14 protein-coding genes and 1 tRNA gene are annotated in these 21,017 nt (G+C 34.4%); 9 read left to right on the top strand and 6 right to left on the bottom strand.

Annotated features, from left to right (window positions below; all coding sequences use genetic code 11):
* Positions 1-9: 9 nt before the first annotated feature.
* Entirely contained in the window at positions 10-1,044 is a 1,035-nt protein-coding gene (locus P8I29_06850) for a hypothetical protein (protein MDG1917509.1), read from the bottom strand.
* Positions 1,045-1,167: 123 nt separating this feature from the next.
* Here P8I29_06850 and proS point away from each other — a divergent pair, with 123 nt between their 5' ends.
* The 4 genes from proS (at position 1,168) to P8I29_06830 (ending at position 4,381) form a co-directional block, all read left to right on the top strand.
* A complete protein-coding gene (gene proS / locus P8I29_06845; GenBank protein ID MDG1917508.1) occupies positions 1,168-2,643 on the top strand; it encodes a proline--tRNA ligase in 1,476 nt (491 codons plus the stop codon).
* Entirely contained in the window at positions 2,643-3,314 is a 672-nt protein-coding gene (locus tag P8I29_06840; GenBank protein MDG1917507.1) for a hypothetical protein, read from the top strand. The genes proS and P8I29_06840 overlap by 1 nt, the downstream gene beginning before the upstream one ends.
* Positions 3,315-3,395: 81 nt before the next feature.
* A tRNA-Glu gene (locus P8I29_06835) sits at positions 3,396-3,467 on the top strand.
* 95 nt (positions 3,468-3,562) lie between these two features.
* Positions 3,563-4,381, top strand: coding sequence for a glycerophosphodiester phosphodiesterase (locus P8I29_06830; protein ID MDG1917506.1), 819 nt, complete (start codon positions 3,563-3,565; stop codon positions 4,379-4,381).
* A 246-nt stretch (positions 4,382-4,627) separates the two neighbouring features.
* Here P8I29_06830 and P8I29_06825 read toward each other — a convergent pair whose 3' ends face one another.
* A complete protein-coding gene (locus P8I29_06825; protein ID MDG1917505.1) occupies positions 4,628-7,378 on the bottom strand; it encodes a PD-(D/E)XK nuclease family protein in 2,751 nt (916 codons plus the stop codon).
* Positions 7,372-10,509 carry a UvrD-helicase domain-containing protein gene (locus P8I29_06820; protein ID MDG1917504.1) on the bottom strand — a complete coding sequence of 1,046 codons (3,138 nt, stop codon included), beginning with the start codon at positions 10,507-10,509 and terminating at the stop codon, positions 7,372-7,374. The genes P8I29_06825 and P8I29_06820 overlap by 7 nt, the downstream gene beginning before the upstream one ends.
* Before the next feature lie 144 nt (positions 10,510-10,653).
* On the opposite strand from P8I29_06820, the gene P8I29_06815 reads away from it, so the two are divergent.
* Genes P8I29_06815 through mqnE form a run of 5 tightly spaced genes read left to right on the top strand, consistent with a single transcriptional unit; the run spans position 10,654 to position 17,360 of the window.
* The gene (locus P8I29_06815; GenBank protein ID MDG1917503.1) at positions 10,654-11,433 is read left to right on the top strand and encodes a hypothetical protein; all 780 of its coding nucleotides are present in this window, start codon (positions 10,654-10,656) and stop codon (positions 11,431-11,433) included.
* A complete protein-coding gene (locus P8I29_06810; protein MDG1917502.1) occupies positions 11,420-12,466 on the top strand; it encodes a cytochrome c peroxidase in 1,047 nt (348 codons plus the stop codon). The genes P8I29_06815 and P8I29_06810 overlap by 14 nt, the downstream gene beginning before the upstream one ends.
* Positions 12,467-12,474: 8 nt before the next feature.
* Positions 12,475-14,295, top strand: coding sequence for a M43 family zinc metalloprotease (locus P8I29_06805; protein ID MDG1917501.1), 1,821 nt, complete (start codon positions 12,475-12,477; stop codon positions 14,293-14,295).
* The gene (locus tag P8I29_06800) at positions 14,292-16,193 is read left to right on the top strand and encodes a T9SS type A sorting domain-containing protein (GenBank protein ID MDG1917500.1); all 1,902 of its coding nucleotides are present in this window, start codon (positions 14,292-14,294) and stop codon (positions 16,191-16,193) included. The genes P8I29_06805 and P8I29_06800 overlap by 4 nt, the downstream gene beginning before the upstream one ends.
* Positions 16,194-17,360, top strand: a complete 1,167-nt coding sequence (mqnE, locus tag P8I29_06795; protein MDG1917499.1) for an aminofutalosine synthase MqnE — start codon at positions 16,194-16,196, stop codon at positions 17,358-17,360.
* Here the strand turns inward: mqnE and P8I29_06790 are convergent.
* The 3 genes from P8I29_06790 to P8I29_06780 are packed head-to-tail and all read right to left on the bottom strand — an operon-like array spanning position 17,357 to position 20,971.
* Positions 17,357-18,373, bottom strand: coding sequence for an RluA family pseudouridine synthase (locus tag P8I29_06790; GenBank protein MDG1917498.1), 1,017 nt, complete (start codon positions 18,371-18,373; stop codon positions 17,357-17,359). The two genes, mqnE and P8I29_06790, sit on opposite strands and share 4 nt — an antisense overlap.
* A complete protein-coding gene (locus tag P8I29_06785; GenBank protein MDG1917497.1) occupies positions 18,370-20,184 on the bottom strand; it encodes a T9SS type A sorting domain-containing protein in 1,815 nt (604 codons plus the stop codon). The genes P8I29_06790 and P8I29_06785 overlap by 4 nt, the downstream gene beginning before the upstream one ends.
* Positions 20,177-20,971 (bottom strand): PASTA domain-containing protein, encoded by a 795-nt coding sequence (locus tag P8I29_06780; protein MDG1917496.1) that lies wholly within the window; start codon positions 20,969-20,971, stop codon positions 20,177-20,179. The genes P8I29_06785 and P8I29_06780 overlap by 8 nt, the downstream gene beginning before the upstream one ends.
* Between the last annotated feature and the right edge of the window lie 46 nt (positions 20,972-21,017).

Below are 21,017 nucleotides of genomic sequence, written 5' to 3'. Positions count from 1 at the left end.
AATGTGTGTTTATCTTGGGCTTCTACTTCTATTAGATCCTCCTCTACTTGGGGAGGAATTTCGAGGTGAAGGGTTTGACGAAGGTTTAGAATATGTTCTGGTGGGTCTAGGTTTATTATAATCGTTAGGCTTCTTTTCTTTAATTGGTTTTGAATAAGAAGGCTTGGAATAATTACTAGGTTTTTTATTAGTCGATGGCTTACTAAAAGTAGAATTACCGGAAGGTTTACTATTAGCAGGCTTAGAATAATTAGGGTTTTTAGATATACTATAATTGGGGTTAACCTTATTATCTAAATTTGAATTGATTTGATCAGTTGATGTCGGTCTTTTGTTATTAAATACATTAGAAGGTTGAACCGTATAGTTAGGCTTTTTATCAAAATCATTGACTTTACTAGCTTGTAAAGGAGCTCTATTTTTTACCTCACTTATATAGCGATTTGCAAAAGTTTCTGGCGTTTTGTTTTTGTTATTTTCTCTAGGCCCATAATAAACACTGTTATTATCGTAAGAATTGTAGTAGCTAGGATATGAATTGTAGGCGTAGATATCGTTATGGTGTCCATAATGATGATGATGGAAATGGTTATAGTAAAAAGGGTTGTAATGGTATGAACCGTAAGCATAAAAGCTGTAAAAAGGGTCATGATAATACGGATTCCAAAAGTTATAACCATAATAGATACTTACCCCACAATGCGAGGGATAACCTGAATACCAAAAAGAATTGGTGTAGTAGTTATTGTAATATCCAAAACCAAATGTAGGACCATGAAAACGTCTTAAACGAGCAGAATAACCGTAGTCATAATAATCGTCAGAAGAATATTCATCATAATAGTTTTCTTCATTTTCTTGCTCTTGCGGTTCGTCTTCTTGCAAATAAGCTTGTTGCTCTTGCTCTTCTTTCTGTGCTACTTCAGCATATTGATTTGCAGTGTAATAGATTTCATCCTTAAAACCCGAAGAAGTTGTCTCGATAGTAATACAAGAAGAAAGAATCAAAACAATGGATAACAAAAGTAGCTGAATGGTTTTCATAATGGTATAATTTAAATGATACGGATTATCTTTAGGCAATTCATCAAAAAGTTTAATTTTGCTTAGCTTTATAGATAACGCATTATTATGTGTAAAATTACAAACAAACTTTCAAATTAAAAAATGGCAAAGAATTTTACGTCCAGAGCAGAAGATTATTCAAAATGGTATAATGAATTAGTGGTGAAGGCTGACTTAGCTGAAAACTCTGGTGTTAGAGGCTGTATGGTTATCAAGCCCTATGGGTTTGCTATTTGGGAAAAGATGCAGCAAGAGTTGGATAGAATGTTTAAAGAAACAGGACACTCTAATGCTTATTTCCCCTTATTTATACCCAAGTCATATTTGAGTAAAGAAGCCGAACACGTGGAAGGCTTTGCCAAAGAATGTGCGGTTGTCACTCATTATAGACTAAAAAACAGCGAGGACGGAAAAGGTGTTGTGGTAGATCCTGATGCCAAGCTGGAAGAAGAATTAATCGTTCGTCCAACTTCAGAAACTATCATTTGGGATACATACAAAGGATGGATAGAATCATACCGAGATTTGCCAATTCTTGTAAACCAGTGGGCCAATGTAGTACGTTGGGAAATGAGAACACGTTTGTTTTTGAGAACGGCAGAATTCCTTTGGCAAGAAGGACATACTGCTCATGCTACTAAGCAAGAAGCTATTGACGAAACCGAACAAATGATTGAGGTTTATGCTCGCTTTGCGGAAGACTTTATGGCTATGCCTGTAATTAAAGGTTTGAAAAGTGCTAACGAACGTTTTGCTGGTGCTTTGGAAACCTATTGTATTGAAGCTCTTATGCAAGACGGCAAAGCTTTACAAGCAGGTACTTCTCACTTCTTAGGTCAAAATTTTGCTAAAGCATTTGACGTGAAGTTTACCAGCAAGGAAGGAAAACAAGAACACGTTTGGGCTACCTCGTGGGGCGTTTCCACTCGATTGATGGGAGCCTTAGTGATGACACATTCTGACGATCATGGTCTAGTATTACCACCAAAGCTAGCGCCTTACCAAGTGGTTATAGTCCCAATTTACAAAGGAGAAGAACAACTCAATCAGATTAGTGAAAAGGCACAACAGATTAAAAAAGATTTAGAGAAAATTGGCATATCTATCAAATACGACAATAGAGATACTCATAAGCCAGGGTGGAAATTTGCTGAATACGAATTCAAAGGAGTGCCATTACGTATAGCCATTGGACCTAGAGATTTAGAAAATGGAACCGTAGAACTAGCTAGACGTGATACTTTAGAAAAAGAAACCGTTAGTATTGATGATCTAAGCAATAAGGTAGATAATTTGTTGGAGAAGATTCAAGAAACCTTATTATTGAAAGCTCAAACATATAGAGATGACAATACCCATCATGCTACAGATTGGGAACATTTTAAGGAACTTATTGGTAAAGATGCTGGCTTTGTTTACGCCCACTGGGATGGTACTGACGAAACAGAACAAAAAATAAAAGAAGAAACTAAAGCTACCATTCGCTGTATTCCTTTGAACAATAAAAAAGAAGAAGGGCAATGTATTTACAGTAAACAACCTTCTACACAAAAAGTAATATTTGCTAAAGCATACTAATGGATTCATCAGAAAAAATAATAAACAAACTCACTCAAAAAGCTGCTGCTAAACAAGAAGTTTACAGAGTTTGCAAATCATTTTTTGATTTACTTAAAGAAGTAATTAGCGAATTATCAGAGGAGTTAAATCAAGAAGTATCTCCTGTTGATAAGCACGTAGAAATCAAACACACCGACAAAGGCGAGTTTGAAATAGAGTTTAAATTTTCTGGCGACATACTAATCTTTCACATGCACAGCAATACCTTTTCTTTTGACAAAAGCCACCAAATATGGAACAGCAGCTATGTCAAAGAAGACGAATACAGGGCTTATTGCGGAGTTATTAATGTTTACAATTTCTTGAGTGACAGTTTCAAATACAACAGAGTCAATGATTTAGGCTATTTAATAGGGAGGGTATTTATCAATAAAGACAAACATTTTTTTACTGACGGCAATGGAAGAATGAGTTTTTTACATAATGATTTCCAAAACGATACACTCAACAAAGACACTTTAAAAAATATCGTTCAAGAGCTGATGCTTCATGCTATGGACTTTGAGCTTATTACTCCTCCATACAAAGATGTGCAAGTAGTAAGTCTGCACCAAATCAAGGAAATGAGCCAGAATATGAAGCTTAAAACAGCTAAAAAACTAGGTTTCAAATTCAGAAACGAAAAATAATTTCTTTTTTTTATGCAACTTCTTTGTAGAAATACAAAAGATATTATATTTGCACTCGCCTTTTTTAAGGACTAACACACTGGCCCCTTCGTCTAGTGGTTAGGACGCCAGGTTTTCATCCTGGAAACAGGAGTTCGATTCTCCTAGGGGCTGCAAACCCACTCTAGCAATAGAGTGGGTTTTTTATTCTCAGACCTTTTATTAGAGAAGATTGATGTAAATTGCATCTTCCTTTAACACGATTCATAATGAAGTTAGTTTTAAAAAGTGTGCTTTTTATTTGCGCCGTCTTGTTATTGATTTCCTTTGTGAAATTCGGCAAGAAAGACAATATACACGATACTACTTCAAAAAATAAAATGATTTTTGCTCACAGAGGGCTGCCACATTTAGCCGAAAACTCATGGGATAGCTTTGAACAATCCAAAGTTTTAGGGTTTAAATCTATTGAAACAGATGTTCAAATGAGCAAAGACCACAAACTGCTTATTTTTCACGACAAAAATGCCAATCGACTTTTAGGTATTGAAAAAAATATCAATGAGCTAAAATGGTCAGATATACAAAAACATAACATCATTCATAATTCGAAAGCTACTACACAAAAAACATTGTCATTGGAAGAGCTATTAAAAGAATCGTCACAATTTGATCATATTTATCTGGATATAAAATCAACCAACAAAAGCATAGCAGATAGCTTAATCGCTTTATTAAATAAATATCAAACCTATGATAATGTATTGGTTGCCGATGCTAACATCTTATTTCTGGCCTATTTAAAATACCACAACCCCAAGATCAAAACCGTATTAGAGGGGTTCAACAAGGGTAAGGAATGGACCTACTACCTTATACCACAAGCCGTTGAACCTAACTATTTAGCAAGTTTCTATTCTGAGGTTGACGAATCGCATATCGATTTCCTAAAAAAAGAGAACTTATTAGAAAGAAAAATCGTTTATGGTATTGATAAATACAACACTCAAAATGCAATAGAAATAGGACTACAACACCTTATTGTAGATTATCATTCTGACGTTGCTCCTCTTCTTTTTAAAGAGTAATTTATTATTCTTACATTTGTAAAACTTAAAGCATTAAGCTATGAATTGCCCCTATTTTTTACATTTCACACCTTTTGTATTAGAAAAGTCATTAGCACCTCTTTAAGGAATTTATAAACTAATGAATAAACCTAAACATGAAAAAATATCCTACCAAATTATCTTACCAAAAGATAAACAACAGTTCATAAAAGATTTATGCGTAATTAATGATGATCTTAAAAATTGATTGAAAAAGTCAATCGACTACCTTCCACACACTTTTTTGAAATCACACCATTGACAGGCATCTATATCTTTAGTCGGAGTAAATTCGGTATCTTCATCAAGAACAGTAGATAAAAGCAGTTGTAATTGTTTTTCAAATTCTTGAACGACTAGTGCGTTGATTTTCAATGGGGTTTTATCTTGCTTCACAAGTATTAGTCCATTTTCCAAATTCCTAAAAGAATAATTGCCAACAGTGAAAGAAATATCTTCTTGCAGATTACTCTTGGCATACAAATAAGCGTAGGTCATTAGTTGAAAGGCTTTGGCTTTTTTAGAATCAGTTATCAATTCTGAAAAGTCCTTAAAAGTCAAATCTTTTTGCTCTACCTTGCCCGATTTATAATCGACAATACGAACAGCATCACCTATTACATCTACCCTATCTACATTACCAAAAACATTAAATTGAACACCATCTACTTCAAGCTGATGTTCTAACGAACGTTCAACTTCTAATACTTTCAAAGCTTCGTCACTATCCTGAACGCATTGCCTTTCTTTATCAAAATAATTACTTGTCAAACGCTTAGCTACTTGCCAAATCAAATGGTTTTTCCCTTGGTGCATGCGTTGTCCCACTTCTTTTTCAAAACCTTCAGCAATGAAATCCAATGTATCTTGCTCTATACTATCTAACTTTTCTCTTGTCAATTCGAAATCTAAATGGGGCAAATAAGCCTGAAATAGAGCGTCATGAATAATAGAACCAAAATCGTTAGCCTCCATAAATTCTACCAAATCATTTTCAACCCGTATTTTAGCAATGTATTTGAAATAAAACTGCAGTTTACAATTCACAAAAGTAGAAAGTGCCGTTGGCGACACTCGTTTGGAGGCCCATTGTAGTATCAAGTCTTGAACCTCTTTAGATTTAGGAATTTCCAAAGGCTGTACTTCGGTTAGCGCTGTAACTTCTGAATGCAGTATGCGTTGTTGAATAGTACCTGCTTGGTATTCGTTTAAGAGTTGAGTGATGAATCGGCTTCTTTCTCCACTACCAAACTCGTCGTTTTGGGTGTTGTACAAAAGGTAAATACGTTCGGAACGTTGGAGTAGTCTGTAAAAGTGATAAGCAAAAATAGCATCCCTTTCTTCATGGGTAGGCATCTTAAAATACTTTTTTAAGATATATGGAATGAAGGAATTGACCGATTTACCTGCTGGTAGCTTTTCCTCATTAACGCTTAGCATAATGAGATTTTTAAAATCAAGCGTTCGTGACTCTAACACACCCATCATCTGTAAGCCGTTTAGAGGCTCTCCCATAAAGGCTATTGACTCTTTACCTATAATCTGGAAGAAAATAGCTCTAAGCGTCTTTAAATCCATTTCGGATTTGAAATCCAAGAGATGATTTTCTAGTACTTGTATCGATTTATAAAACGCAAACAATATTTCCGATTCTACACTAGCTTTCTCGTTTAAAAGCCTATGCTTTAAAGCATCTAAAAGCTGTTTTACAGAATGAATAGCTAGTTTAGGATCTGACCAGTCACCCAAAAGTGCACCCAAGACGTCCCATTCTTGTGGGTTATCTAGCGATTTTTTAATAGCAGTAGTCGAAACAAAAATCACTTTTTTATGACGTAAAAAGGATTGTATCTTACCCAAAAAGTCAGGATTGAACATTCGACTAAAATAAGGGTGACGGAATAGCTTAATCAAATCCTGAGCATGGTATTTGTTTTGTCCGTATTGAATCTTCCTGAGATGAGTTTGAAAAAGGATATCTACCAAACTAAATAATGGAGTACTGCTGATGGGTGCACCCATTGTAATATTGAATGCATCTACTGATTGGGGCAAATTGTTCAAAACAGGAAATAATAAATTTTCATCAGCAAGGACAATGGCTGTATCGTTACTACTGCCTAATGTTTCTAAAAGCTGACCAGCCGCCCTGGTCTGCCCTACATTTTTGGCACAACCTATCACTTCAATATGCTTTTCATCCTCATAAAAGCGACTCAATTTCTGAGTGCCCCATAGTTTAAAATGTTGTCGCAAGAATAAACCAGCCTCGTGTTTATCATTATTGACATAATAGCTATCGGCATCCCATATCAAACGTGCATTTTTATGATTAACAAAATGATTGATAATCTGATTTTCTGCGGTAGTAAGGGCATTCAACCCCACAAACCAAACCTCATCAAAATCGTGCTTTATATCGATTATCTGCTCGGCCGCATGTCGATAAACCAAACCCTGATAAGCTAAATTATCTGCTTTCAAAGATTGCGTAAATACTTCATACCACTCGTACAAATACCCAAAGAATGTTACGTATTTTTCTTGAAATGGTGTAAGCTCGGCACTGTTCAAACTCCATTGCTCTAACTCCTTTATATCTCTTAGATTGGTGAGTAAACGCTTAGGATCAACCAAGTAGCGATCCATTTCATTAAAGTCATACAAAACGGTTTGACTCCATTTTAGAAATTGCTCAAAAGTATCGTCGTTATCTTCGGGTCTATTGGTATCAAAAACATCATAAAGCCTGAACTGTAAGCTCAAATTATCCAAAGTATTCAAGCCTGATAATTCAGTGATAAAATCTTCAATGGAATAGATGCGAGGCAACCAAACAGGTTGTTCTATCTCTTGTGCCAAATAATGCTTTAAGAATACTATAGAACGTTTAGATGGCAAAACTATAGTCAGCTTTTCCATATTGCCTTTGGCAATCATCTGACTGGCTAATTCTTGTAAAAAAGGCTTTACCATGACACTATTTTTTCGGTTTGTTCAGTATAAATAATAAATTTAGATACTTTTTTGAAGCCCATCATTTTCAATAAGTTAGAATAATTGTCTATTTGCTCTTTATGTTTGTTTTTTTGAGAAGTAGAGCCTGTTTTATAATCGATAACCTGCACTTCTTTTCCTTTAATCAACAGTCGATCTGGAATATAAGAATCTCCACTTTTCTGTAAGATCTCTTGCTCGGTTTTGACTTCCCATTCAGAAGAGAAAAAAGGCTTTATCTGCTCGTCATTGAGCAATTCTTCTATCCTAGACCTCAACTTCAGTTTCATTTCTTGTGAAAGCAATCCGTTTCTTTCTAAATTATCAACGACCTGTTCTTTATCATCTATGAAATAGATTTTGGACAAAGCCTCATGCAAAAGACTTCCCCATTTTTGTCTATCGAGATCAATATCCCACAGCTGATTGGAATTGTTCTTCAAGTGAATAACATCTCTCCAATTGGAAGTTGAAGTGTAATCTAACTCCAAGGCCTGTTCTTCTTCTTTGGGTTTAAACTTCTTATTTGTCAGTTGCCCTATCTTAATAGGAAAATCCCCTTGGTAATCTTCAAAATAATGACCAATGAGTTTGCTCAACGAATTAATTTTCTTTAAATCTTTATGCTTTTCAGTGAATATGTATAATTGATGCTTAGGGCGTGTCATAGCAACATACAAAACATTCAAATCGTCTAGGAGAGCTTTTTGTTGTTCTTCCTTCTGAATTCCAGCATATTCCGAATGTTCTAAGTGCTTACTATTGTTTAATAAAGCCACCTTCATCTTTTTTATCTTTCCCTTAGCATCTACCCAAAATTGTTTGCTAGGCTTACCTATTTTCCAATTAAAAGGTATGAATACAATCGGAAATTCTAGCCCTTTTGATTTGTGAACAGTCATAACTTTCACAGCGTCCATATCTTCGGGAACGATTATCCCCTCTTTGTGATTATTCTTTTCCCACCATTCTAAAAAGGCTGTAACGCTGTTACTGTTTTTGATAGAGAATTTATGTACTACATCTAAAAAGTATTGAATATAAACATCGGTTGATGATAATTCAAAAACATAAATTATACGCTCTACTAAATCATAAATAGGCAACTCCCATAAACGTTGAGGGTAAAATTCAATGCCCAAATAGTTGATGTAATTATAAAAAGCTAAATAATCTCCTTTACCGATTGCATTTAGGAGTGAATGAATATCGTACTCTTGACCATCTCTATGGTAGAGATAAGTAGTTATTTGAGTAATAGCTACCTTATCCTTAGTATGGTGCAAAAAGGAAAGTATTGCTAATAAGAAACTGACATCTTTAGAGGCGTTAATCAATAAAGCTTCATCAGATAATACGTCTATTCCGTTTGTATTAAGAGCTTCTGCTGCTTCCCTACTTTCTTTGGTGGTACGGCACAAAATAGCCATGTCCTTGAGATCATATCCTTTAGATGTTAAGACATCTATTTGTGCAACAATTTTGTCCATAACCTCTTGCTTAAAATCTGTTGACTTAGACAGTGTGTCTATATGGATATAACCACCATCATTCCCCTTAGGGTTTTGCTCATTTCCTTGGTATATCTTTTGCAAATCTTCACTTACTACACCTTTTAACTTGCCAAAAAACTGATTGTTGAATTTTACAATTTCTTTATCGCTTCGCCAGTTATCGTTCAAAAACTTTTCTTCACTAGCGTTTATAATACTTTGGCTTATTTCATCTGTATTGGGCAAAAGCTCACCTTGAAATATAGACTGTGGCAATTGTATAAATTGTTCTACCTCTCCGCCTCTCCATCGATAAATAGATTGCTTAGCATCGCCTACAATGAGGTTCTGATGGCCTTCTGACAAAGAATTATGAACTAAGGGTAATAGATTATGCCATTGCATCACTGAAGTATCTTGAAACTCGTCTATCAAAAAATGATGATAACGCTCTCCTAAACGCTCATAAATAAAAGGTGCTGGTTCTTTTCTGATGATTTCCGCAATAGCACTATTAAATTCTGAAATATGCTTAATATTATTTTCTTCTTTAAATTGCTCTAACTCCTTGGATATCTCATTCAATACTGCAATAGAAAAGATATTATTATAAAGTAGTTTATTAAAAATATAAGAGTTGAAATGCTTTTTTAAATGCTGCTGTACCTCATCGAAAAGCTTGGTTAAAACATGAATGTTTTGGTCAATGATAACCTTCTTATCCTCATCTATAGTTTTAGCATACCAAACCCCCTTATCTATATTCTTTTTGACACTTGGAGTAGGAAAAAATTTATCAGCAGAACGCTTTTTAAAATTATCGAAATAATTATAAAAATACTTACTAGTAAAATGCGAAGCTTCTAAAGAGTTGTCTTTACAAAAGGATAAAAATTCGTTCCTCTTGCTCAAAAGAACAGACTCAAAATCGTGTATCTCTCTACTAATTTCATCTTTTACTTCTAAACAATCGCTAATACTAGTACTAGACAATGATTCCACAAACTTTTCTGATTTCTCAATGAATAAATGTTTAGAAAATTCTTCTAAGGCACTTTCTAGATTATAACTCTTTCCTTCGTCGGCTTTAGTCAACGCAAATGACACTAAGGCGTTGGATAATTCTTTGTTTGTTCCAATACGACTGATTAAAAAAGAAACCGCTGGCTGTATGAGTTGCTCTTGATCCATCTCTACATCAAAGGCTTGTGCCATCTGCAAATCGTGAGCAAAAGTCCTTACTATCTTAAAAACAAACTTATCAATAGTTGAAATGGATAAGTCAGTATAGTTATGCAAGATGCAAGTCAGTATTTGTTGTGAGCGTTCTTGTATTTCATTATCTGTAAGACCAGTATCTTCTTGTATATGAGCAAAAAAAGAATTGCTATTGCCCAAGCCCTTAGCCTTTGATAAATCAGAAATAAAAGACAACACCCTTTCCTTCATTTCAGAAGCAGCTTTATTTGTAAACGTTATGGCTAATATGTGTCTGAAATAGCGAGGATTAAAATGTTCTTCATTACCTAATAATGACATAGCAATGAAGTTACGCACTAAAGAATAGGTTTTTCCAGAGCCCGCAGAAGAGCGATATATGTGTAGGTTTTTAAGCATTGATTCTTTAACGCAAAATAGATAATTAAAAGAAAATACAACTTTAAATTAGCCAACACTTATTCACATTTTTAATACTTTACAATTTACTATGAAGGTTTACGTTTTGTGATTAACAACACTATAATCGTTATATTTGTACCTATGATTAAATCTAAATTTTTCGCTCTATTTGTTCTCAGTATTGTCTTGACTTTTTACTCTTGTAAAGAGCCAGGATGCACCGACTATAACGCTATCAATTACAATAGCGAAGCAAACGAAGATGACAACTCGTGTTTGTATGAAGGTTCCTTAAATATTGATTTTAGACTAGTAAATGGCAATCAAAGCTTTGAGAAGTATGACACTATCCAAAGTCAAAACTTTAGCTTTCGACTTGAAAACATGAAATTTTATATCAGCAACATTCAACTCAAGTCAGCTGACGGAAACAAAAACCTTAGTGAAGTTCACTTATTTGATATTGACAATCCAAATTCAAAAACTTTGACTTTTAATATAGAAGAAGATTCATTTGATAGCTTATACTTTGACTTAGGACTTAATAGCCAACAGAATAGCACCGTTCCTGCTGACTATGATGTCAACCATCCTTTAGGTTTGAATCAAAACACCTTTTGGGCTATGCAACCATCGTCTTATATTTTTGTAATGATAGAAGGTAAAATGGACACACTACAAGGCGATAACTTCTATCCACTAACCTACCATTTAGCTCATGATGATTTGCTTAGAAACATTGCTTTATACCAACAAATTAGTGTCTCTAAAGACAATACAAACACTTTGGTAGTAAATATAGATGTATCCAAAATTTTTGACTCTGTTGATCTATCTGAAGATTTACCACACCAAAGCACCAACTCTAAACTTGCACAACAATTAATGACTAACTTTTCATCTACTTTTGAAATTCAATAGTCTAAAATATCTTATAATACTTTCGGTATTATTCTCATGTCAAAGAGACATACCTTATGTAGAGCCTTTTGTCTTTAACCCCACTTATATTCAGTTAGAAAAAGCAAAAGGCTTTCCTCAGGCAGATATTCCATCAGATAACCCCATGACTGAAGAGGGTATTGCCCTTGGTAAAAAATTATTCTACGACCCCATACTTTCAGGCAATAACACCATGTCCTGTGCCGATTGCCATTTTCAAGCCAATTCTTTTAGCGACCCTGCTCAATTCAGCGTTGGTATTGAAGGTATATTAGGTAAAATGAACGCTTCTAGCATAGTTAATCCGGCATGGAATACCTCAAATTTTTGGGATGGCAGATCAATAACATTAGAAGATCAAGCCTTTGGCCCTGTTACTAGCTTTGTTGAATTGCACTCTCCTAGCTGGCAAGATGTTAGTAGAAAACTCATGGCAAACGACCAATACAAACGTCTTTTTAGAGAAGCATTCAACACCGAGAAAATAGACTCTAATCATGTAGTAAAAGCCATTGCACAATTTGAAAGAACCTTAATTTCTGCTGACTCTAAATTCGATAAATTTTTGGATTACAGAGCTAGTCTTACCCCTTCGGAATTAAGAGGTAAAGAAATATTTAACACTGAAAAGGGAGATTGTTTTCACTGCCATTCATACCCCTTATTTACGAGTAATGCATTTCATAACAACGGACTTGATCCAGAAAATGAAATGGATAACGGTAGATATAATGTTACTGGTGATATTAATGACAAAGGGAAATTTAAGAGTCCTTCATTAAGAAATATAGAACTCACCGCACCTTATATGCATGACGGTCGTTTCCAAACCTTAGAGGAAGTTATTGAACATTACAATTTTGGTGGCCACAATTCATATACCATTGATCCATTAATGAAAAAAGTAGACATTGGACTAGGCCTAAGTGATCAAAACAAAGTAGATTTGATAAATTTTCTAAAAACATTAACTGACACAAGTTTCATCAACAATCCAGATTTCCAACCCTAATCTATAAAATGAAGCATAAATTCCATACATTTTGTATTCTTTTACTTTTGTTATGTATTTCATACGATGCTTTTTCCCAGTTAAGATGCGGCACTATGGAAAGGTGGAATTCTGAAGTTAAAAACAATCCCCAGCTTATAGAAAAACGTCATAGTATTGAGCTAGAGATTAAACAATGGAAAAAAAGTTCCTCTGCAAATTCTTTTAATATTCCTGTAGTTTTTCATGTGATATATGAAAACGAAAGTGAAAATGTAAGCTCTGAACAAATTCAAAGCCAACTTGACGTACTCAATCAAGATTTTAATCGCACTAATCCCGATGCAAATCAAACACCATCAGAATTTTTGAATTTAGCTGCTGATTGCGGTATCAATTTCTGCTTAGCACAACGCACTCCCAACAACGACACTACATCAGGCATAACCTATACCCAATCTGATATTAGCTCGTTTTCATTATATGACAATAGAATTTTTCACGACTCTTTGGGAGGTAAAACAATTTGGGACCCTAGCAGATACCTTAATATCTACATTTGTGATTTAACAAATGCACTAGGTTTTGCATCTTTTCCCGGTGGCAATGTAAGTAGAGATGCTGTTGTTATCAATTACTCTAACCTTGGAACAATTGACGTATCACCTCCTTTTAATAAAGGAAGGACTGCTACTCATGAGCTAGGTCATTGGCTAAACTTATTGCACATTTGGGGAGATGGTAATTGCGGAAACGATCAGGTGGAAGACACGCCTATACAAAATACAGAAAATTATGGCTGTCCCTCACACCCTAGTCCATCATGTTCAAATTCTGGCGATATGTTTCAGAATTATATGGACTATTCCGACGACGGCTGTATGAATCTTTTCACCAATGGTCAAAAAGATAGAATGCATGCTACATTAAATACACAAAGATTAGATCTGAATAATTCTCAAGCATGTTCATTACCTTTTGAAGATGTAGGCATCAATCAGAATATATCTCCTGCCAATAATCAAGAGTACTGTGGTACTGAGGTTGAAATTATAAGTTCTCTTTTAAATTTTTCAAACTCCAATATTTATCAGTCTGAAATACATTTTCAAATTGATGATAACGAAACACAAACTCTAAATTGGAACGGCAACCTTCTTCCCAATTCTTCCGTTGAGGTTAATCTAGGAACCTACAGCCTAGAACCTGGTGAACATACTATGACTATATACACCTCCTCGCCCAATGGTTTTCGTGATTTGAACCCTAACAACGATTCATTAACGATAAATTTTATTTTGAAAGATGGTACAGATTTTGAGTTCCATATTCAAACAGATAACTATGCCGATGAAAATAGATGGGAAATACTGAACAGCAGCAATGAAGTTATTGCATTCGATAATGAACTTGTAAGTAATTACCTCAATACATTTAGTTTTTGTCAAGATATGGACAGCTGCTATACACTAGTGGTTTATGACGATTATGACGACGGTATATGTTGTGATTTTGGCAATGGTTATATTATGGTAAATAATCAAGTTACAAGTGGTGAATTTAGCAATGAAGCAGTAATAGACTTGTGCACAATTTCTGAAATTAAAGAAGACCTAAAAAATCCTTTTTCAATTTATCCAAACCCTAGTTCAGGAATTTTAACAATTGAGTCTGATTTAAATATTGAAGACATAAGGGTTTACGATTTATTAGGCAAAATAGTTTTGCAAAAAAGTTGTCAAGCAAGATTAGAAAAGTTAAATTTGTACTATCTTAAAAAAGGAACCTATTTGGTTCAAATAAGCACCCAAAACAACTACATTTATTATAAAAAAATAATTTTACAATGAGAAAGTCTCTTTTTATAATCTTAAGCATTCTATTAAGTTCTATCAGTTATGCACAGATAAAGTCAAATGGTATTCCTGTAAGCTTTACAGAAACTCTTTCTAGAGAAGTGCCTACTATAGAAATCCCTGCGCCAAATTCAATTGCTCTGGAAGAAGAAGATAAGGAAGATGCTATGAAAGGTAAGCCTTATAGATATGCTGTATTATTAGATTGTGATATAGATCCCTCAAAAGATGGTCTTTGGGAAACGATGGATAATGGAAACAAAATATGGAGGCTAAATATTAGGTCTGAAGGTGCTCAAGCATTAGGATTGTATTACGATGCTTTTTGGATACCTTCCAATGGCGAACTTTACATTTATAATTCTGATAAAACCAAACTACTAGGTGCTTACACAAATGCCAACAATCACGAAAGCGGTGTTTTTGCAAATGAAATCATAGAAGATAGTGAAATAACACTAGAATATATCCAAAAAGGTGAAGGTCAGCCTATTATTCATATTAATCAAGTATCCTACGCCTACCGATCGATAAAAACAACTAGAGACATAAACAATTTTGGAGATTCTGGTTCTTGCGAAGTAAACGTTAATTGTTCCCCTGAGGGTGACGATTGGCAAGATATCAAAAGAGCTGTTTGTAGAATAAGTCTTAAAATCGGAAACAATAACTTCTGGTGTAGCGGTTCTTTCATTAACAATACAGCCGAAGATTGTAAGCCTTATATCCTAACTGCCGATCACTGTACCTATGATGATGATAATAATGTTTATGCTAGTCAAAATGACATGAATCAATGGGTATTCTACTTCAACTACGAAGCATCGGAATGCGAAAATCCTAGTAGTAGTCCATCCTCAAATACAATGACTGGTTGTTCTAAAATTTCTAACAGTAGCGCAACAGGAAACATAAGCGGCACATCAGACTTCCACCTATTAGAATTGAATGACACTCCTCCTTACGATTATGGTTTATTTGCAGCTGGTTGGGACAGAACAACTACCCCATCTGCTAATGGTGTAGGTATACACCACCCTGCCGGAGATATCAAAAAAATATCCAAGTACACTCAATCTGCAAGTAGCTCAGGATATGACTGGAGAGTAAAATGGACAGGAACTGAAAATGGTCATGGAGTTACAGAAGGTGGATCATCAGGTAGCCCACTTTTAAATGCTAATAAACAAATCGTAGGCGACCTTTCTACAGGATCTTCTTACTGTGCTTTTACTAATGGCTCTGACTTTTATGGTAAATTTTCGTACAGCTGGAACCAAAATGGAAACTCAAGTAACAGACAACTCAAGCCATGGCTAGACCCCAACAATTCTGGAGTAACTACATTAGATGGTAAAGTTTGTGGCACTACACTATTTTCAAACTTTGTTGCATCACACACCCATGTTCTCACAGGCTATGCAACTCAATTTAGCTATACTGGAACTGGAAGCCCAGACACATATGAATGGTTATTTTATGGTGCAGGAGTAAGCCCAACAAGCTCAGATGAAGAATCACCAATTGTAACTTATAGTAATGATGGTAATTACACTGTTCGCCTAAAAGTCACTGAAGCAGGTGACGAGAGTAGTGAACTAAAATCGGCTTACATCCTTGTAAACTCTGAAGGAAGTAGTATAGGTGTTGAAGAATTCAAACAATCATTAAATATTTTTCCTAATCCCTCAAATGGCATTGTATATATCAGTCAAGATAATTCTGACTTAACACATGTAAAAGTATATACTCTTTTAGGACGTGAAATATATTCTGGCGATTTATATAATTCATTAAGAGTAGACTTATCAACATTTAGCAACGGTGTCTATTTTATAGAACTATCAAACGGAATTGAAATAGTAACAGAAAGACTGATCTTAAATCGATAAATGAATAATAGAATTTCCCACATCCTTGAAAATAACTCCATAGATTCTAAACTTAAGTCAATAGCTCAAAAGGTTATAGTTGGAGAACGAATAAATCCAGAGGAAGGTGTTCTTCTTTTTGATGCCGATTTAGCCTTTTTAGGATCCCTTGCAAACTATATTCGTGAGAAGAAACACCAAAACTTTACTTATTTCAATAGAAATATACACATAGAGCCTACCAACATTTGTGTATTTGACTGTAAATTTTGTTCTTATTCTAAATTATTAAAACACAAAACCGAAGGTTGGGAATTATCAGAAGAGGATATCCTTAAAAAAATGGAGGAATATAAAGACCAACCGATTACAGAAGTTCATATCGTTGGTGGTGTTCACCCAAAAATGGGTTTACATTATTTTGCCAATCTGATTAAAAAAGTCAAAGAAATAAGACCCGATATTCACGTCAAAGCATTTACTGCTGTTGAGCTAGAATACATGTGTAGAAAGGCTAAAGTTAGTTTTGAAGAGGGCTTAAGAATACTTAAAGAGAACGGACAAGACTCTTTGCCTGGTGGTGGTGCTGAAATTTTTGATGAAAAAATAAGAGCCGAAATATGTAATGATAAATGTTCGTCTGAACAATGGTTAGAAATTCATGAAACAGCTCATAAGCTTGGAATGCCATCTAACGCTACTATGCTATACGGACACATAGAAGAGCCAAAGCATCTGATAGATCACATGAATAGATTAAGAGAATTACAAGATAAAACTCAAGGTTTTAACACCTTTATTCCTCTAAAATTTAGAAACGGTGAAAATCAAATGTCACACATTCCAGAAGTTTCGGTCATTGACGATTTAAAAGTATATGCTATCAGTAGAATTTTTATGGATAACTTTCCACATCTGAAAGCATATTGGCCTATGATTGGAAGGAACACAGCTCAATTGAGTCTTTCCTATGGCGTGAATGATATCGATGGAACAATTGATGATACCACTAAGATTTATTCTATGGCAGGCGCTGAAGAACAAAGCCCTAGCCTATCAACTCAACAATTAGTAGAACTTATCAAAAATGTAAAAAGACATCCTATTGAAAGGGATACGGTTTACAATACTATTAAAGACTATAAAGATTTTGTTTTCGACAAACAACAGGAAAGTAAAAGCTATTAAATTTTGTGAATAGCATAATTCCTCCACTTCTCAATAACGCTTTTCATATCCTCAGGTAGTTCAGAATCAAATTTCATCCATTCTTTTGTTCTAGGGTGAGTAAAAGCTAAACTTTTAGCATGTAACGATTGACGTGGAATCATACGAAAGCAATTTTCAACAAATTGCTTATACTTTGTAAAAGTAGTTCCTTTAAGAATTTTATCTCCCCCATATTCAAAGTCATTAAACAAAGGGTGTTTTATGTGTTGAAAGTGCACTCTAATTTGATGAGTTCGCCCAGTTTCAAGTTTACATTCTACTAAACTTATATAACCAAATCGTTCAAGCACTTTATAGTGTGTTTTTGCATGTTTTCCATATTCACCCTCAGGAAAAACGGTCATGACTTTTCTATTTTTTAAACTTCTTCCGATATGCCCGTCAATAGTCCCCTCTTCTTCTTTTAATTCTCCCCAAACTAAAGCATTATACCTTCTATCAATTGTCCTATCATAAAACTGTTTAGACAATGATGTCATAGTAGCTTCATTCTTAGCAATAACCATTAGTCCAGTTGTATTTTTATCTATTCGGTGTACTAATCCAGGACGTGTTAAATCTCCTCCGTTGGCAGGCAAATCTTTGAAGTGAAAAGCTAAAGCATTAACCAAAGTACCTGAATAATTACCAAAACCAGGATGCACAACCATACCAGCCTCTTTATTTAAAATCACAATGTCCTCATCTTCATAAACAATATCTAATGGAATATCTTGTGGTATTAATTCTACTTCTCTAGGCGGGTTATTAAACATAACCGTTACTATATCATGAGGCTTTACCTTATAGTTGGATTTAACGCTTTTATCGTTAACTTTAATGTAGCCATCAACAGCAGCTTGCTGTATTCTGTTTCTTGAAGTTCCCTCAAGACGATTTAAGAGAAATTTATCTACTCTAAGTGGCTCTTGACCCTTATCTGCAACAACACGATGATGTTCAAACAACTCGTCTTCTACTTCGTTTATCATTGTACGACTAGCTTTTCTCTATATTTCCTATCATTCGATAAGATTTCGAGTATATAAATACCTTTTGAAAAAGAGAGTAAATCAATTCCAATACTACCATCAGAAAAATCATTGTGAATGAGTTCTCCATTTAAATTATATATAGATAGAGTAAATGGCTTTGTAAATTCTATATTCACCGATGAATTAGCAGGGTTTGGGTATACATCAAGTGAAACTGTTGAAGCCTCATCCAATGAAGAGGTCGTTAAACTTCCAAATACTGGTCTAATCATCCAAGTGCCATCGCAATCAGCACAATTAGATTGATTCCAACCCGCACCTAAATTATAGTACATCCTGTTATTATTAATTGTATTTCTATCTAATCCAACATTTATTATCTCATCGTAATATTGTTCCCACCCTACAAAAATAGAGCCCGATACACTGATAGGATTTTCTAAAACATATTCATAAAATCCATTTTTAGTGTCGGTATATTTAGGATAGAATATTTGACTTTGATATAGAATATCTGACGGCACACCACCATCACTATCCCAAAGTGTAATACTAAATGCTAAGCCATCAGAATCTTCAAAATTTTCTTCAAAATGAATCTGAACAGCTTTCAATGTATCGTCTTCAGAAATATTAAACAGCATAGCAACCAGTCCTCCCTCAACATTAATTCCATACGAAGCCTCAGCAGACCCATCGTCTAATGAGTAGTAATTTTTAAAATGTTGAGTATATCGTAAAGTATCATTCGTTTTAAATAAATCGTTATCGTCTGTTGCTATGGACTGAACAATAGTAAAAGTATTTGATTCTAAGTCAATACTAGAAGAAGGGAAAGCCGATACGCCAACAGTTATTGCAGCTGGAGAATCATCAGAATAAGAGAAGTTATCTGTTAAAAAAGGTGGTATCTCATCATTTCTACTTGGCCCTGTAGACGGATAATGAAAAATTAATTCGTTTTGGTTATTATATATATCGTATCTATAATCGACACTTTGTGTTGTAGAATAATTATTCCTAAGCCAAGTATCCATTGTTGGAGCCATATATGCTGCCCTATTTAAATCAAAATGAGACCAAGGGACAGAGGTGTAAAAATTTAACATCTGAGAAGTTTCATAAACAAATGCAATATCCTCATTATCTTCACTTAATGAGATGTCATCAGTCAATAAAACATTATCGATATGCCAATGATCAAAATTACCTGACAAAGTAGCTTCATTATGAAATCTAAATTGAAAAGCATTGTGAAGAAATGTTAAATTATTAATAGTAATCTTAATATTTTCAAAATCGGAAAGGCTATAGCCTGTTGTATCCCATACAGTTTGCCATACCAAACTAGTATCTAAGCATTCAATTTTAAAGATATCGTTTGCTTCAGGCTCATTACCAATTCCTGTAGATTGCAAAGCAAAAGATAAGTATACCTCAGATAAATTAGACAAATTGATAGGTCTTGAGGTTAAATAGTCCGATGGACCATGAACTGTTTCTGAAGCTAAATTTCTAGGTTTACCAAGAGAGTCAAGACCATCAAAAGTTGCGACTCCTAGGTTTAGTGGATTGACAGCGTATTTTTTGTTTATAAACACATCCTTATCTATCCAATGAGAGGGTTTCGGATAAACTGAATAATCAGAGAAATCATCATAAAATGGCAATTCAAGGGTCGTGCTAATCACTAGAGATGATCTAGAATTGGCATCGGGTAATTGGGTATTTAACATCAATGGATTGACAAACTCTTGAGCTATTAATGTTTGACCTATACAGAAGAATAAAAAGAATAATCTATTCATCGATAGTGTTATTTGGAGGTTTAAGATAAATATCAACATTCCTACCTAGATTAATCATGGCATTCTCATCTGCAGATGGACGTTGTCGATATACTACTGCTATACTACTATCTTTTACTGAAGAATCATAAAGAACTAAGCCCACATTTATGGAATTCATCTGCAATAATATTTCAGCATCTTCTTTTGTTAAGCCTTTTAAGTTTGGAAGATTAACCATAACATCACTTAAACCATTACCAACGACTAAGTCTACATTTGTACCTACCGGAACTAATATTCCAGATTCAATTTCTTTACCATCAACAAGTTGCTTTAAAACAGCATTCTTTGCCATATCAGGTACAAAAGACAGATTTCCAACAGATAATTCAAGAGATTTCAATTTAGACACAGCTCTTCTCAAACTTAAATCAACAAGTCGAGGAACTTGAACTTGTTTTTTACGTTTGGCTACTACAGTAAGATAAATACGTCTATCCTCCTTTACAAAAGAACCAGCAACAGGGTCTTGATCGATGATACTCAGCGGAGCAAGTTCACTATTAAAAACAGAATCAATAACTATGTAACGCAATGATTTCTCTACCAACACACTATCAACAACTTTAATATCTAAACCACTAAAATTGGGCAACTCGATTAAATTATCGTGCCGAGTGTAAAACCTTAAAACAATCAATACCGACAAGACTATTAAAACACCTAAACCTAAAGAAAGGGATAGGTTTTTAAAAAATGTTTTAGTAGTTATAAATGATAACCAGGACTTATTGTTGTCTTCCATAATAATCGATAACGAAAAACAAATATAATAATTATGCTGCCCATGT

The organism is Flavobacteriales bacterium, from assembly GCA_029248105.1.
In the GTDB taxonomy this organism is placed as follows: Bacteria; Bacteroidota; Bacteroidia; order Flavobacteriales; family UBA7312; genus UBA8444.
This window is presented reverse-complemented; position numbering and strand designations above follow the sequence as displayed.

Coding starts and splice junctions, on each gene's coding strand:
- P8I29_06850 (MDG1917509.1), bottom strand. CDS start 1,044: ATGAAAACCATTCAGCTACTTTTGTTATCCATTGTTTTGATTCTTTCT.
- proS (MDG1917508.1), top strand. CDS start 1,168: ATGGCAAAGAATTTTACGTCCAGAGCAGAAGATTATTCAAAATGGTAT.
- P8I29_06840 (MDG1917507.1), top strand. CDS start 2,643: ATGGATTCATCAGAAAAAATAATAAACAAACTCACTCAAAAAGCTGCT.
- P8I29_06830 (MDG1917506.1), top strand. CDS start 3,563: ATGAAGTTAGTTTTAAAAAGTGTGCTTTTTATTTGCGCCGTCTTGTTA.
- P8I29_06825 (MDG1917505.1), bottom strand. CDS start 7,378: ATGGTAAAGCCTTTTTTACAAGAATTAGCCAGTCAGATGATTGCCAAA.
- P8I29_06820 (MDG1917504.1), bottom strand. CDS start 10,509: ATGCTTAAAAACCTACACATATATCGCTCTTCTGCGGGCTCTGGAAAA.
- P8I29_06815 (MDG1917503.1), top strand. CDS start 10,654: ATGATTAAATCTAAATTTTTCGCTCTATTTGTTCTCAGTATTGTCTTG.
- P8I29_06805 (MDG1917501.1), top strand. CDS start 12,475: ATGAAGCATAAATTCCATACATTTTGTATTCTTTTACTTTTGTTATGT.
- P8I29_06800 (MDG1917500.1), top strand. CDS start 14,292: ATGAGAAAGTCTCTTTTTATAATCTTAAGCATTCTATTAAGTTCTATC.
- mqnE (MDG1917499.1), top strand. CDS start 16,194: ATGAATAATAGAATTTCCCACATCCTTGAAAATAACTCCATAGATTCT.
- P8I29_06790 (MDG1917498.1), bottom strand. CDS start 18,373: ATGATAAACGAAGTAGAAGACGAGTTGTTTGAACATCATCGTGTTGTT.
- P8I29_06785 (MDG1917497.1), bottom strand. CDS start 20,184: ATGAATAGATTATTCTTTTTATTCTTCTGTATAGGTCAAACATTAATA.
- P8I29_06780 (MDG1917496.1), bottom strand. CDS start 20,971: ATGGAAGACAACAATAAGTCCTGGTTATCATTTATAACTACTAAAACA.